Annotated in this window: 14 protein-coding genes and 1 pseudogene; 11 read left to right on the top strand and 4 right to left on the bottom strand. The window is 63.8% G+C overall.

Annotation, left to right across the window (positions count from 1 at the left end):
- The first annotated feature begins 86 nt into the window (after positions 1–86).
- The 4 genes from IVB47_RS34630 (at position 87) to IVB47_RS34615 (ending at position 2,376) form a co-directional block, all read left to right on the top strand.
- Positions 87–473, top strand: coding sequence for a response regulator (locus IVB47_RS34630; protein WP_027568377.1), 387 nt, complete (start codon positions 87–89; stop codon positions 471–473).
- Positions 474–533: 60 nt separating this feature from the next.
- Positions 534–1,415 (top strand): protein-glutamate O-methyltransferase CheR, encoded by an 882-nt coding sequence (locus IVB47_RS34625; RefSeq protein WP_027568376.1) that lies wholly within the window; start codon positions 534–536, stop codon positions 1,413–1,415.
- Between the two features lie 2 nt (positions 1,416–1,417).
- A complete protein-coding gene (locus IVB47_RS34620; protein ID WP_027568375.1) occupies positions 1,418–1,732 on the top strand; it encodes a hypothetical protein in 315 nt (104 codons plus the stop codon).
- A 140-nt stretch (positions 1,733–1,872) separates the two neighbouring features.
- Positions 1,873–2,376, top strand: a complete 504-nt coding sequence (locus IVB47_RS34615; protein ID WP_027568374.1) for a response regulator — start codon at positions 1,873–1,875, stop codon at positions 2,374–2,376.
- Positions 2,377–2,425: 49 nt separating this feature from the next.
- Here IVB47_RS34615 and IVB47_RS34610 read toward each other — a convergent pair.
- Positions 2,426–2,679: pseudogene (locus tag IVB47_RS34610) on the bottom strand (hypothetical protein).
- 185 nt (positions 2,680–2,864) lie between these two features.
- Here IVB47_RS34610 and IVB47_RS34605 point away from each other — a divergent pair.
- Positions 2,865–3,500, top strand: a complete 636-nt coding sequence (locus IVB47_RS34605) for a response regulator (RefSeq protein ID WP_007604420.1) — start codon at positions 2,865–2,867, stop codon at positions 3,498–3,500.
- A gap of 122 nt (positions 3,501–3,622) precedes the next feature.
- On the opposite strand, the gene IVB47_RS34600 is transcribed toward IVB47_RS34605, so the two are convergent.
- From IVB47_RS34600 to IVB47_RS34590, 3 genes are all read right to left on the bottom strand, one after another.
- The gene (locus IVB47_RS34600; protein ID WP_247468363.1) at positions 3,623–7,219 is read right to left on the bottom strand and encodes a PAS domain S-box protein; all 3,597 of its coding nucleotides are present in this window, start codon (positions 7,217–7,219) and stop codon (positions 3,623–3,625) included.
- The gene (locus tag IVB47_RS34595; protein WP_247468360.1) at positions 7,197–7,625 is read right to left on the bottom strand and encodes a response regulator; all 429 of its coding nucleotides are present in this window, start codon (positions 7,623–7,625) and stop codon (positions 7,197–7,199) included. The genes IVB47_RS34600 and IVB47_RS34595 overlap by 23 nt, the downstream gene beginning before the upstream one ends.
- A 200-nt stretch (positions 7,626–7,825) precedes the next feature.
- Positions 7,826–8,542 carry a GntR family transcriptional regulator gene (locus IVB47_RS34590; RefSeq protein ID WP_247284743.1) on the bottom strand — a complete coding sequence of 239 codons (717 nt, stop codon included), beginning with the start codon at positions 8,540–8,542 and terminating at the stop codon, positions 7,826–7,828.
- Positions 8,543–8,637: 95 nt separating this feature from the next.
- Here IVB47_RS34590 and IVB47_RS34585 point away from each other — a divergent pair, with 95 nt between their 5' ends.
- The 6 genes from IVB47_RS34585 to IVB47_RS34560 all read left to right on the top strand — a co-directional run bounded on the left by IVB47_RS34585 (position 8,638) and on the right by IVB47_RS34560 (position 14,921).
- Positions 8,638–9,657, top strand: coding sequence for an ABC transporter substrate-binding protein (locus IVB47_RS34585; protein WP_027568370.1), 1,020 nt, complete (start codon positions 8,638–8,640; stop codon positions 9,655–9,657).
- Positions 9,657–10,418, top strand: a complete 762-nt coding sequence (locus IVB47_RS34580) for an ABC transporter ATP-binding protein (protein ID WP_247284745.1) — start codon at positions 9,657–9,659, stop codon at positions 10,416–10,418. Before IVB47_RS34585 ends, IVB47_RS34580 begins: the two co-directional genes overlap by 1 nt.
- A gap of 11 nt (positions 10,419–10,429) precedes the next feature.
- Positions 10,430–11,287, top strand: a complete 858-nt coding sequence (locus IVB47_RS34575; RefSeq protein WP_027515055.1) for an ABC transporter permease — start codon at positions 10,430–10,432, stop codon at positions 11,285–11,287.
- Complete coding sequence (gene araD / locus IVB47_RS34570; protein WP_247468353.1) at positions 11,284–13,023, top strand: L-arabinonate dehydratase; 1,740 nt, start codon at positions 11,284–11,286, stop codon at positions 13,021–13,023. The genes IVB47_RS34575 and araD overlap by 4 nt, the downstream gene beginning before the upstream one ends.
- A 10-nt stretch (positions 13,024–13,033) precedes the next feature.
- Entirely contained in the window at positions 13,034–13,753 is a 720-nt protein-coding gene (locus IVB47_RS34565) for a ribonuclease activity regulator RraA (RefSeq protein WP_247468350.1), read from the top strand.
- A gap of 76 nt (positions 13,754–13,829) precedes the next feature.
- Complete coding sequence (locus IVB47_RS34560; protein ID WP_247468348.1) at positions 13,830–14,921, top strand: SMP-30/gluconolactonase/LRE family protein; 1,092 nt, start codon at positions 13,830–13,832, stop codon at positions 14,919–14,921.
- Positions 14,922–14,953: the final 32 nt, after the last annotated feature.

The raw sequence follows: 14,953 nt of genomic DNA, 5'->3' as shown, positions 1-14,953 counted from the left end.
CCTCGACGTCGATCGCGTCCTCGAGCTCAAGACCGAAGTGCAAATGGCTGCGTGAGCCCCAAAAACATCGAAGCCGGAGAACCAAAATGAAGACGTGTTTGGTGGTCGATGATTCCAGCGTCGTGCGCAAGATCGCACGCCGGATCCTGGAAGGCCTGGAATTCGAAGTCACGGAAGCCGAGGACGGCTCCAAGGCGCTTGAAGTCTGTCAGCGCAAGCTGCCCGACGCTGTGCTGCTGGACTGGAACATGCCGGTGATGGACGGCTTCGAGTTCATGGGCCACATGCGCCGACTGCCCGGCGGCGACCAGCCCAAGGTCGTGTTCTGCACCACCGAAAACAACGTGGCTCATATCGCTCAGGCGCTCAGCGGCGGCGCCAACGAGTACATCATGAAGCCCTTCGACAAAGACATCATCGCCGACAAATTCGCTGAAGTCGGCTTGATCCCGGTCGGACAAGCCATGGTCTGAGTTATCTGGCGGAGTGTTCCGGCCAGAGTGTTCCCAGTACAGCTTCCGAGAGGCCTATCAGTGACCCCGACCGAGTATGAGTATCTGCGTAAGTTCCTGAGGGATCATTCCGGGCTCGATCTGTCCGCAGACAAGCAATATCTGATTGAAAGCCGGCTGTTGCCGCTGGCGCGCAAGGCCGGGATCTCCGGCATCGGCGAGCTCGTGCAGAAGCTGCAAGGCGCTGGCTCGGGCGCGCTCGTCACCAGCGTGGTCGAGGCGATGACCACCAACGAGACCTTCTTCTTTCGCGACAAGGTCCCGTTCGATCATTTCCGCGACACCATCATGCCGGAGATCATCAAGGCGCGCGCCGGCCGCCGCAGCGTGCGCATCTGGTGCGCCGCCGGCTCGACCGGGCAGGAGCCCTATTCGCTGGCGATGAGCCTGAAGGAGATGGGGGCGGCCCTGACCGGCTGGCGCCTCGAGATCATCGCGACCGACCTGTCGCAGGAGGTGCTCGAGAAGGCCAAGGCCGGCATCTACAGCCAGTTCGAAGTGCAGCGTGGCTTGCCGATCCAGATGCTGATGAAATATTTCAAGCAGACCGGCGAGACCTGGCAGATCAATCCCGAGCTGCGGGCGATGATCCAGCACCGGCAGCTCAATCTGCTGCACGATTTCGCTCAGCTCGGCACCTTCGATGTCATCTTCTGCCGCAACGTGCTGATCTATTTCGACCAGGACACCAAGATCAACATCTTCAACCGCCTGGCTCGCCAGATCGAGGGAGACGGCTTCCTGGTGCTGGGCGCGGCCGAAACGGTGGTCGGACTGACCGACACGTTCAAGCCGATTCCGGAGAAGCGCGGTCTCTACAAGCCGAACGACTCGCGTGCCGCGGCCGCCAAGCCGGCTCTTGCCGGCGCCGCGCCGCGCGTAGCGGTCATGGCAGGACGATAGGCATGGCCGAGGATGGCAAGGGCGCGGAACGCGTGACGTTCAGTCGCGGCTATGATGTCTGCATCATGGCCATCGACGGCACTTGGCGCCGCGACTGCAAGCTCAACGCGATCTCCGACACCGACGCCGTCCTGACGGTGGAAGGCTCGATTCAGGGCCTGAACCTGAAAGAGTTCTTCCTGCTGCTGTCGTCCACCGGCCTTGCCTACCGCCGCTGCGAACTGGTGCGCGTCAACGGCGTCGAAATGGACATCCAATTCCTGCGTGGCAAGAACCGGAAGAAGCGGGCCGCCGGTGGCCGTGACGAAGCGGCGTGATCTCCACCTGGTCTCGTCGCCGTTTGCCGCGAGGTTGGTTCACATTTGCTGAAACAACCGACTGAATTTGCCGTCGCAGCTTTACGTCGCCTAAGCGCGAACCGTGTATCCATTGCCGGTCTCAATCTCAGGATACCGCAATGCCCAGAAGCTCTTTCTCACCTCTCCCGTCAAACCTGCCCGACGGAGCCGAGCGGCGTGCACTTCAGCTTCTGGTGGTCGATGACGACGCCACGCAGCGCAGCCTGATCACGGTCGCGGCCAAGCAGGCCGGCCACGAAGTCAGCGTGGCGCCGTCCGTGGCCGAAGCGATCGAAAAGCTCCGCACCGCGCGCTTCGACTGCGTGACACTCGATCTCGTGCTGGAGGATGGCGACGGCATCGACGTGCTGGGCGAGATGGCGAAGGCGAAATTTGGCGGCGCCGTGATCGTCATCAGCGGCATGGACGGCAAGCGCCGCAGCGCCGCCCGCAGCTTTGCCCGTTCCGTCGGGATCGAGCTCCAGAGCCTGCCCAAGCCGCTGGATCTCGCCGCGTTGCGCATCAGCCTCGCCAATCTTGGCAAGACCGCGATGGGCCTGCCGGCGATCCACACCTGGGGTGGTGTCGCCACCGACGCGATCGTGGAGCGGCACCGCGCCTGAGCCGCCATGCGATGAAAGAATGCGGTCGCCGCGTCGCAGCGATCGCGATCTACACCGTGCTGCGGGCCTTCGACAGGCATTCCAGGGCGTGGCCAAGGCCGGCCCGGCAGGCGTCGAGAGCGGCGATCGCAGTGGATACCGCGGTGTGACATCGTCGAGCACGAAGACGTCGGCGGAACCTTCCGGATCGCTCCCGTGTTCTTGATCCATGGCTGTGGCGGTCCGGCGCATGCTGGTCTCGATCTGCGAGATCAGCATGCGAAGGTCAGCCGCAATCAGCTCACGGCTCTCGACCTCGGGCATTGCCACGAGAGGCGGCATAGCGGCCAAATTAGCATGGATATTCTCCGTCCCCTGCAATTAGGCGCCTCGCCGCTACTTGTGCGTTAAGTCCATGTCCCGTACAAATACGGTGGGCCGAATCCGCGCCGAACGCCATAACGGTTGGGGCGGACGCGAGTCCTTCATGCCAACCGGATGTGTGGCACATGGCCGAACAAAGCTCTCGCGGTGAAATCTTCGTGGTCGACGACGACGCTGCCGTTCGCGACACCTTGTCGATGGTGTTGAAGGCGGCTGGCTATGAGGTGATCTGTTTTGCGGACGGTGCAGCATTGCTCTCCGTCGCGCGAAGCCGCACACCTGCAGCGGTCCTGCTCGACGTGCACATTCCCGGCAAGTCGGGCCTCGATATTCTCAATGAGCTGCACGGGGAAGACTATCCGGCACCGATCTTTATGATCTCCGGACAGGGCGATATCGCGATGGCGGTGGGAGCCATCAAGAGCGGCGCGCTCGACTTCATCGAGAAGCCGTTCCGCGGCAGCGAGATCGTCGGCCGGCTCGACGAGGCGATCGGTGCCTATGCACGCAGGCAGTCAGAGAACGCGGCGCCGAAGTTCGGCTCGCTGCATTTCCCCGGGCGCGAGCCGTTGACGCGCAGGGAGCGGGAGGTGCTCGAGCAGTTTGCCGCCGGCGCCTCCAACAAGGAGGCCGGCCGCACGCTCGGCATCAGCCCGCGCACCATCGAGGACCATCGCGCCAACATCATGAAGAAGCTCGGTGCGCGCAATGCCGCCGATCTGATCCGCATCGTGATGACCGCGGCCCAGCGCGCGTCGTAAATTCCGTAGGTGACATTTCGTAGCCCGGATGAGCGAAGCGACATCCGGGACTTGGCTCGGAGTGTTTCCGGGTATCGCTTCGCTCAGCCGGGCTACGGGCTCTCACCCAGCCCGACGCGCTATCAACTGCTCAACGCCTTGCGGATGGCCCGCGCCAGATCCGATTTGCGATAGGGCTTCGCCAGCAGCAGAACGCCCGAATCCAGCCGGCCGTGATGGATGATCGCGTTCTCGGTATACCCGGACGTGTAGAGCACCCTGAGATCGGGGCGCGTTCTCTGCAGTTCGTCGGCGAGCTGCCGTCCGTTCATCTTGCCGGGCATAATGACGTCGGTGAACAGGAGGTCGAACGGCTTTCTGGCGGCGACGATTGCGAGCGCCTCCGCGGCGTTCGCAGCCTGCAAGGTGACATAGCCGAGCGAATGCAGCTGCGCCAGCACATAGTCACGCACCAGCCGGTCGTCCTCGACCACCAGGATCGTCTCGTGTCCGCCTTCGATGGTCGCCGGCGTCACGCTGTCGCCGACCAACGTCGGCGTCTTGCCGGGCGGCAGATACATCTTGATCGTGGTGCCGTGGTCTTCCTCGCTGTAGATCTTGATGTGGCCCGCGGACTGCTTGATGAAGCCGTAGACCATCGAAAGCCCGAGTCCGGTGCCCTTGCCGGGTCCCTTCGAGGTGAAGAAGGGGTCGAACACCCTGGCCAGCATGTTGGCGGGAATTCCGCTGCCGGTGTCGCTCACGGCGATCATCACGTAGTGGCCCGGCGGGACGTCGTTGACGCTGGCATAGACCTCGTCGAGATAGGCCGCCCCCGTCTCCACGATCAGCTTGCCGCCGCCGGGCATGGCATCGCGGGCATTGAGCGCGAGGTTGAGGATTGCGGTGGTGAGCTGGCTGGGATCGACGATCGCGACGCAGTTCTCGTCCTCGAACACCGATTCGATATGGATCTGCTCGCCCAGCGTCGGCCGCAACAGTTTCGCGGTGTCGATGATCAACGCGTTGACGTCGATTTCGCGCGGCTGAAGCGGCTGCTTGCGCGCAAACGCCAGCAGGTGCTGCGTCAGCTCGGCGCCACGCCCGGCGGCCTCGTCGATCATCTTCGTGATCGCGGCGAGCTCCGGCTCCTTGGCCACCGCGTCGGCCAGGATCTCGATCGTCCCGGTGATGACGGTGAGGATGTTGTTGAAGTCGTGCGCTACGCCGCCGGTGAGCTGGCCGACCGCCTCCATCTTCTCGGCCTGGCGGATGCGCTCGTCGGCCGCAATCTTGTCGGTCAGGTCGCGGTAGAACGAATTGAAGAGAACGCCTTCGCGTCGCCGGAGTGCCGTGACACTGAGCTCGGCCCTGAACTCCTTGCCGTCGCGCCGCCGTACCAAAAGTTCGCGCCGTGGATTGGCCAGCGATTGTTGCTCGGATTCGAGAAAGAGCTTCAGTCTGGCCCTGACGCTTTCGCGCTCGCTGGGGGCGACGAAAAGCTCAATCGCATTCTCGCCGATCGCCTCCTCACGCGTCCATCCGAAGAGCTTCTCGGCCTGCGAGTTCCAACTCAGGATGGCACCGGTGTGGTCTGTCTGGGTGAAAGCATCGAGCGAGGTCTCGACGATGTTGCGCGCAAGCTGTTCGCTCTCCCGCAAGGACTCCTGTGCAAGCCTCGCCTCCGTCATGTCGCGCCCGACAAAGAAGTAGCGCTGGGCCTGGTCGGACCAGCTGCCGAGCCAAGACAGCCAGACCTCGCGACCGTCCTTGTGGAAGCAGCGGGTGTCGGCGAGCTTCAGCCGCTCGCCGCGCCTGAGCGCGCGCATCTCGTCGCGCGACTGGTCAAGATGGCCGGGATGAATGAAATCGGCGCCGCTGCGGCCGATCATCTGCTCCGGCCGGTAGCCGATAATGGCCTCGCTGCTCGGACTGATCTGCGCGATGTGCCCGCGCGCGTCCATCACCATGATCAGATCCTGCGAGGTCTCGAAGATCTGTCGCCGTTCCTCGAGCTGCTGCTGCAGCGCCCGCTCGGCACGCCGCGCCTCGGTGAGGCTGCGCGCGGTGCCGGAGGCGCCCACGATCTCGCCTGACGGGCCCCTGATCGGCGACAGGCTGAGTGAGATTTCGACCGGCGTGCCTTCCTTGCGCAGGCGCACGGTTTCGAAGCGTTCGATCGGTTCTCCTCCGGCGATCCGCCGCAAATAGTCCTTGCCTTGCTCGCGTCCGTCGGGTGGGACGATGATCGAGGTGGATTGCCCGATCGCCTCATTCGCCGAATAGCCGTAGAGACGCTCGGCGGCGGCATTCCAGCCGGTGATGATGGCGTCGAGCGATTGCATCACGATCGCGTCGTCGGAGGATTCGACGGCGGCGCTGAACAAGCGCTCGCGCGCTTCATGATGGCTTCGCGCGGCCTCGGTGCGGCGATGCTCCTCGATCTCGCGTTCGAGAGCGGCCGTCTTCGCTCTCGTTTCTTCGACCATTTGCGCAAAGGCCCGCGCCAGCACGCCTGTCTCTCCGCTCGCATCGACGGGAATATCGGCGCGCCGCCCGCTGCCGATCGCCTCCACCGCCGCGGTCAAACGCCCGATCGGCCGCGTTAATGAGCGCGCCAGCAGCACCGCAAGCAAAGCTGCGGCAAGGACAGCAAGCAGGCCGACCAGCGAGGAGGTTTTTTGAATGGCCGCCGGAACGCGGCTGAACACGGATGCGGGGGCCGTCTCGATGATAGCCAACCACTCCTTGCCAGCCAGCAGCGCCGGTGCGATCGCCGCTCCACTCGGCCGGCCAGACCGGTCGCTCGTAAGCTGCGTGGATCCTTGCGGCTGGCCGGCCCGGGCTGCAAAGAAAGGAAAGTCCCGGCGCCAATCGTTGCCGTTGCTATGCAATGCACCGAATTCCCGCGCGCGATCAGGGTGGACAAGATAGTCGCCACGCGAATTCACGACATAGATTTCTCCTCCTGCGCTCGCGGTCGAACGGACGCGGTCGAGCGCGGGACGCATGTCGATATTGGCGATGATGATGCCGAACGGCTTGCTATCAGGCGTGAACAGCGGCGTCGCGACGCGCAACGTCGGAATGTGAGGGTCCGTGGTTCCTCCCTGCCGGGTGGCGAGATCGATGGGCGAAACATAGATCTCACCCGGCGCCAGTCGAATCGTCTCCTGGAAGTAGGTTCGTTCGCTCTTGCGTTCGAGTTCGCCGTTGGGAACAATCCGTGCTGCTCCGTTCGGGCCGGCGCGATCGACGCGGACCAGTTCGCGCTGGTCGTCGTCAAGGCCGATGATTCGAAATTGCCCGTAGCTTGGTTTCGCGTCGATCTCGGCTGCGAACCGCGCTGCGATGCGCTCGCGCCAAGTTTGCTCCGAAACGCCGTCGACTGCATCGATGCCCCCACCGACATGGGCGCGGATCAGGCCATTGATGGCAGCGGCGGAGCGATAACCGAGCAGATCGCCACGGGCGCCGGCAACGTAGGATTCAAGATGGGTGGCCAGCAGGCTCGACTGGGCTTCAATCCGTTCCAGGACCCGCGGAATGACGGCTTGGGTGATGTTGCGATAGCCGAGCCAGCCGACTGCGGCCACGGTGACCGCCACCAGCAGGATCATCGCGATGGCGAGCCGCGTAGCGAGGGTCATGGGGAAATTTGCACCGCTTCCTGAATGGCCGTGCCCGGGCTCCGTTGGAATAGAATGAAGGTTCTTGTCATCGGCGGCCGGTGCTGACATCCGGATTCCTCACCGATGCGGTCCGCGCCGTGTCCAGGCAGCCAGCGACCGCAGCGAGCAGCGCGTCGGCCCGGAACGGCTTCTGCAGGCTCGCGACCGCGCCGAGCTTGGTCGCCATCTTGAGGAAGTCTGGCTCCGCATCGGCGTCCGGCGTGAACGAACGGCCGGAAATGACGACGATCGGAATCGCCGGCTGCAGCGCCCGGATGTGGCGCATCGTCTCCAGGCCGTCCATGCCGGGCATGAAGATGTCGAGAAACAGCAGGTCGAACTGGCTAGCTTCGAACAGCGCAAGTCCCTTGCGGCCGTCTCCGGCGACGGTGATGTGGTGACCGGCCCTCTCCAGGAGCAGCCGAATCGTCATCTGCACGGCCGGGTCGTCATCCACGATCAGGATGTTGGCCACGTCTGGTATCCTCCGGGCCGGATGGGGTTTCCCAGCGACCGCAAATCAAACCATCAACTCTGAAATTGTTGCGCGGATTGCATCCGGCCTGCAAGCACTTCGCCATCGATCCGACGATTGCTCGCGAAAGGCGAATCGGTTGCGTCAAGTTATGCACGGTGACGTGCACAACTGCTGCGACGACCGCGCGCGCCATAGGCTTAGTCGGTCAAATATTCCGGATAGTGGCTCCGGATCGTATCGAGCTCGCTCAGCGTGCCCGACAGGTGCTTGCGCAGATGCTGTTGCGCAGCATCGGCGTCGCCGGCCTCGACCGCGCGCGTGATCAGCTTGTGGTGGCGGACGATGTTCTGGGCCTTGCCCGGTGAGGGCAGATGCAGCCGGCGCAGCCGGTCGATATGTCCGCTGCGGCTGCGCACCAGCGTCCAGAGTTCCTGCTTGCCGGCCGCGGCATAAAGCTGCGCGTGAAAATCATTGTCGCCGGCGATGAAGCTCTCGAAGTCTCCGGCCTTGGCGAATTGCTGCTGGAGCGCGATCGTGTGGTCGAGGCGTATGACCAGAGCGTCGTCATGTTGCTCCGCGAGCAGCCGGACGATTTCGAGTTCCAGTGCCTGGCGCAGGAAATGAGCCTGCTCGGCCCGGCCGACGTCGACTCGGCTGACGACGGTGGCGTGCTGCGGAAACACGTCGACCAGACCTTCTTCCTCCAGCCGCATCAAGGCGTCGCGGATCGGCGTCGAGCTGACGCCGAATTGTGCGGCGAGATCCGTGCGCGACAGCGGCGAGCCGGGCGGCAATTCGAGCGCGAGAATGGCGTTGCGCAGGCGCTCGAACACTTGCGGTGCGGCCTGCCGGGCCCGGTCGAGCCGCGCGCCGGGGCGGACGGCCGCGCGGGATGCGGGTTGGGCTGTTTCCATGCGAAGGGTTCCGGCCGGCCTTGCCTTTGAGGCACTAATGCATTAGTGCATCAGCAAGATCGCTCGTCAATGGCGGCCGGAGGAAACGAACAACAATGATCAAGCAATTGCAGTGTGGCCTCACGGCCGTCGCCCTGATCGCCGCCACGGCGCTGACGGTTTCGTCCGCGTCAGCGCAGCAAAAATCCGAGATCTCGCTGTCGCGCCAGCCCGGCATTTTCTACATGCCGAGCCACATCATGGAAAAGCAGAAGCTGATCGAGAAGCACGCAGCTCAGCTCGGGGTCGCCGGTGTCACCACCAAATGGGTCACCTTCTCCGGCGGCGGTGCGCAGACCGATGCGCTGCTCGCGGGCGGCGTCGATATTCTCAACACCGGCACCGGCAATCTCTTGCTGCTGTGGGATCGCACGCGCGGCGGTGTCAAGGGCATCGTCGCGACCTCGGCGCAGCCGATGACGCTGATCAGCCGCGACGCCAACATCAAGTCGATCAAGGATTTCGGCCCCAGCGACAAGATCGCCGTGCCGACGGTGAAAGTCTCGACCCAGGCGATCGTGCTCCAGATCGCCGCCGCCGAGGCTTTTGGTGCCGACCAATGGTCGAAGCTGGACGTCAACACGGTGCAGCTCGGCCACCCCGACGCCTATGCGGCACTGTCCAACGCCAAGCACGAGGTGCATACCCATTTTTCGATCCCGCCGTTCACCTTCCTCGAGCTGAAGAACGTGCCGGGCGCGCATGTCGTGCTGTCGTCGCCGGACGTAATGGGCGGCCCGCTCAGCCAGGCGCAGTTCTTCACCACCACGAAGTTCGCCGATGCCAACCCGAAAATCATCCAGGCCGTGCGTGATGCGACCAAGGAAGCGCAGGATCTGATCCGCAGCGACACCAGACAGGCGGTCGAGATCTACAAGGAGATCACCGGTGACAAGACCTCGGTGGAAGAGCTGCTCGACCTCCTGAAGGAGCCCGGCATGATGGAGTGGAATCTCGAGCCGCAGGGCACGATGAAATTCGCCGCGCATCTGTTCAAGACCGGTACGCTAAAGACTCAACCCAAGGCCTGGACCGATTACTATCTCCCCGTCGCCCACGATCTGAAGGGCAACTGATGGCGCTGCTCGACGTCAGCTCCGTGACGCTGCGTTACAAGACCTCCAGCGCCGTCGTCACCGCCACGGAAAGGGTCAGCTTCACCGTCGACAGGTCCGATCGGTTCGTGCTGCTCGGGCCGTCCGGCTGCGGCAAGTCGACCCTGCTCAAGGCCGTCGGCGGCTACATGGCGCCGAGCGAAGGTCGCATGACCATCAACGACCGCGAGATCCACGGTCCAGGCGCCGATCGCATGATGATCTTCCAGGAGTTCGACCAGCTGCTGCCCTGGAAGAGCGTGCTGGCCAACGTGATGTTTCCGCTCCTGACCGCGCGAAAATTGTCGCGCAAGGACGCCGAAGCGCGGGCGCGGGCCTATATCGAGAAGGTCGGCCTGACCCGTGTGGTCGATGCCTATCCGCACACGCTCTCCGGCGGCATGAAGCAGCGCGTCGCGATCGCGCGCGGCATGGCGATGGAGCCCGACATCCTGCTGATGGACGAGCCGTTCGCCGCGCTCGACGCGCTGACGCGCCGGACCTGCCAGGACGAGCTGCTCCAGCTCTGGAGTGAGACCAAATTCACCGTGCTGTTCGTGACCCACTCGATCGCGGAAGCGATCCGCATCGGCAACCGCATCCTGCTGCTGTCGCCGCATCCCGGCCGCGTCAAGGCCGAGGTGGTCGACGTCGACAAGGTTTCCAATGAGGACGGCAGTGCCGGCCGGCTCGAGAAGGAGATCCACGATCTCCTGTTCGCCTCCGAAGCAACGGCGCATTGAGGGAGCCTCTCATGGGCGAAGCCAGAATCCTGCTGCGTGAGGCGCCGGTCGCCGGCAGCGCAGCCGAAGTCGAGCGCAAGCTGAGCGTGCTCGAGCTGTTGTGGAACGATGGTTTTGTCCGCAAGACCGTCATCATCCTGTTCCTCGCGGCGGTCTGGGAGGCCTACGGCCTCACCCTCGACAATCCCCTGCTGTTTCCGACGCTGCACGATACGATCCTCACGCTCTACGATCGCGTCAAGGACGGCACGATTCCCATGCGGGCCTGGGCTTCGCTGAAAGTGCTGTTCATGGGCTATTCGGCAGGCATCGCGCTCGCCGCGATCTTCACCGTGCTCGCGATCTCGACCCGCATCGGCACCGATTTCCTCGAGACTGTCACGGCGATGTTCAATCCGCTGCCGGCGATCGCGCTGTTGCCGCTCGCTTTGATCTGGTTCGGTCTCGGCAACGGCAGTCTGGTGTTTGTGCTGATCCATTCGGTGCTGTGGCCGGTCGCGCTCAACACCCATTCCGGCTTCAAGAGCGTGTCCAACACGCTGCGCATGGTCGGTCGCAATTACGGCCTGCGCGGATTGCCTTACGTGGCGAAAATCCTCATCCCCGCGGCGTTCGGCTCGATCCTGACCGGCCTCAAGATCGGCTGGGCCTTTGCCTGGCGCACGCTGATCGCGGCCGAGTTGGTGTTCGGCGTGTCCTCGGGGCAGGGCGGGCTCGGCTGGTTCATCTTCGAAAACCGCAACCTGCTCGACATACCTGCGGTCTTCGCCGGCCTCTTGACGGTGATCATCATCGGGCTTTTTGTCGAGAACCTGATCTTCCGCGCCATCGAGCGGAACACCGTGCAGAAATGGGGCACCCAATCATGACCAAGAAGAAACTAACGCCCGACCAGCTCCGCAGCGCGCGCTGGTTCGCACCCGACGATCTCCGCTCATTCGGCCACCGCTCCCGCACCATGCAGATGGGCTACGCGCCGGAGGAGTGGAAGGACCGCCCGATGATTGCGATCCTCAACACCTGGTCGGACGCGCAGCCCTGCCACATGCACTTCAAGTCGCGCGTCGACGACGTCAAGCGCGGCATCCTGATGGCCGGCGGCCTGCCGCTGGAGCTGCCGGCGTTGTCGCTGTCGGAGTCGCTGCTCAAGCCGACCACGATGCTCTATCGCAATCTGCTGGCGATGGACGCCGAGGAGCTGCTGCGCAGCCATCCCGTCGACGGCGTGGTGCTGATGGGCGGCTGCGACAAGACCACGCCGGCGCTGCTGCTGGGCGCCACTTCGATGAACATTCCGGCGATCTATCTGCCGGCAGGTCCGATGCTGCGCGGCAATTGGAAGGGCAAGACGCTCGGCTCGGGCTCGGACGGCTGGAAATACTGGGACGAGCGCCGCGCCGGCAAGATCTCCGACAAGGACTGGCTCGACATCGAAGCCGGCATTGCCCGCAGCTATGGCACCTGCATGACCATGGGCACGGCTTCCACCATGACGGCGATTGCCGAGGCGATCGGCATGACGCTGCCGGGCGCATCCTCGATTCCCGCCGCCGATGCCAACCATATCCGCATGGCCTCCGAATGCGGCCGCCGCATCGTCGAGATGGTCTGGGAAGATCTGACGCCGAAGACGATCCAGACCCGCAAGGCGTTCGAGAACGCGATCGCAGTGGCGATGGCGATGGGCTGTTCGACCAATGCGATCATCCATCTGATCGCGCAGGCTCGCCGCGCCGGTCTCGACATTGGCCTCGACGATTTCGAGATTGCGAGCCGCAAGGTGCCCGTCATCGCCAATGTGCGGCCGAGCGGCGATGCCTATCTGATGGAGGACTTCTTCTACGCCGGCGGCTTGCCGGCATTGATGGGCCAGATCAAGCCGCATCTGCATCTCGACTGCATCACCGTCACCGGCAAGACCGTGGGCGAGAACATCGATGGCGCCGAGGTTCACAACGACGACGTGATCCGCTCGATCGACAATCCCATCTACAAGGAAGGCGCACTCGCCGTGCTTAAGGGCAATCTCGCGCCCGACGGCTGCGTCATAAAACCCTCCGCCTGCGCGCCGCGCTTCCTCAAGCACACCGGGCCTGCGCTGGTGTTCGACGATTATCCGTCGATGAAAAAGGCGGTCGATGATCCCGATCTCGACGTCACCGAAGACCACATTCTCATCTTGCGCAATGCGGGGCCGCAGGGCGGACCGGGCATGCCGGAATGGGGCATGCTCCCGATCCCCACCAAGCTCGTGAAGCAGGGCGTGCGCGACATGGTGCGGATCTCCGATGCGCGCATGAGCGGCACCAGCTACGGCGCCTGCATTCTGCACGTCGCCCCCGAATCCTATGTCGGCGGGCCGCTTGCGCTGGTGCGGAACGGCGACCGCATCACGCTCGATGTCGCTGCGCGCACCATCAATCTCGATGTGCCGGAGGCCGAGCTCGACAAGCGCCGCGCCGCCTGGAAGCAGCCCGAACGCCGGTTCGAGCGCGGCTATGGCTGGATGTTCACCAAGCACATCAAGCAGGCCAATGACGGCTGCGACTTCGACTTCCTCGAGACCGATTTCGGCGCGCCGATCGGCGAGCCCTCGATTTACTAGAGAGCGTGACATGACCAAACTTAGCGAAGCCACCCGCAACAAGCTCAAATCCGTCTCCACCGCCACCGTCGCCACTGCGTTGTTCAAGCGCGGCCTGCGCATCCAGATGATCCAGGATGTGCACCCGCTCGGTGCCGACCAGCCGACCATGGTCGGTGAAGCCTTCACGCTGCGCTATATGCCGGCCCGCGAGGATCTCAACACCATCGAGGTCTTCAAGGACCGCTCCCATCCGCAACGCAAGGCGGTCGAGGATTGCCCGCCAGGCAGCGTGCTGGTGATGGACAGCCGCAAGGACGCGCGCGCCGCTTCCGCCGGTGCGATCCTCGTCACCCGCTTGATGAAGCGCGGTGTCGCCGGTGTCGTCACCGACGGCGGTTTTCGCGACTCGGCCGAGATCGCCAAGCTGGGTATCCCCGCCTATCACCACCGTCCGAGCGCGCCGACCAATTTGACGCTGCATCACGCCATCGAGATCAACGTTCCCATTGGCTGCGGTGATGCGCCGGTGTTTCCCGGCGACGTCATTCTCGGCGACAGCGACGGCGTGATCGTGATCCCCGCGCATCTCACTGAAGAGATCGCCAACGAGACCTTCGAGATGACGGCCTTCGAGGATTTCGTCACCGAGGAAGTCAACAAGGGCCGTGGCATCTTCGGTCTCTATCCGGCGACGGACCCGCAGACGCTCACCGACTTCGCCGCATGGCGGAAGGCGAACGGCCGATAAGCCCGCGCGCCGGCAGCACCAAGAAAACAGGCCGGCCGCAGCAAGCGCCGGCCTTAAATCACCCAGGGAGGATTCCATGAATTTCACGCGACGCAATCTCTTGGTTGGCGCTGGCGCGGCGACCGCTTCCACGCTTTTCGCCCGCGTCGCCGGTGCCCAGTCGTTTCCGTTCACGCCGAACCAGCGCTATCCCGATCCCGCCATCCAGATCCTCGATCCGAGCTTCGGAAAATACCGGCTCTATTCCTCGACGGTCGAGCAGGTCGCGTCAGGCATGCGCTGGGCCGAAGGCCCCGCCTATTTTCCCGAGGGCGGCTATCTGCTGTTCTCGGACATTCCCAACAACCGGATCATGAAGTTCGACGAGAAGACCGGGCAGACCAGCGTGTTCCGCGCCAATGCGAACTACGCCAACGGCAATGCGCGCGACCGCCAGGGCCGCCTCGTCAGCTGCGAGCACTCGGTGACCCGCCGTATCACCCGCACCGAGAAGGACGGCAAGATCACCGTGCTGGCCGACAAGTTCGAGGGCAAGCGGCTGAATTCGCCGAACGACATCGTGGTGAAATCCGACGACAGCATCTGGTTCACCGATCCCCTGTTCGGCATCAACGGCGAGTGGGAGGGCAAGAAGGAGAAGGCCGAGCAGGCCACCACCAACGTCTACCGCATCGCCAAGGACGGCAAGATCACCGCTGTTCTCACCGACCTCGTCAATCCGAACGGCCTCGCCTTCTCGCCGGACGAGAAGAAGCTCTACGTCGTCGAGTGGAAGGGGACGCCCAACCGCAGCATCTGGAGCTACAATGTCGGTGACGACGGTTCGCTCAGCGGCAAGACCAAGCTGATCGACGCCGCCGACCAGGCCTCGCTCGACGGTTTTCGCGTCGATCGCGACGGCAATCTCTGGTGCGGCTGGGGCTCCAACGGTGCGCTGCAATCCGAGCCGACCGACATCGCCGGGCGCAAGGTGTATCAGCCCAAGGGCAAGTCGGAGGATCTCGACGGCGTGATGGTGTTCAACGCGGACGGCAAGCCGCTCGCCTTCATCAAGCTGCCCGAACGCTGCGCCAACCTCTGCTTCGGCGGCCCGAAGAACAATCGCTTGTATATGGCCAGCAGCCACTCGGTGTATGCGCTGTATGTGGAAGCGCACGGGGCGGTATAGGTTTTGTGGGGCGATAGTTGGCGCCTCAATTT

This window comes from Bradyrhizobium sp. 62, from assembly GCF_023073035.1.
Lineage (GTDB): Bacteria > Pseudomonadota > Alphaproteobacteria > Rhizobiales > Xanthobacteraceae > Bradyrhizobium.
This window is presented reverse-complemented; position numbering and strand designations above follow the sequence as displayed.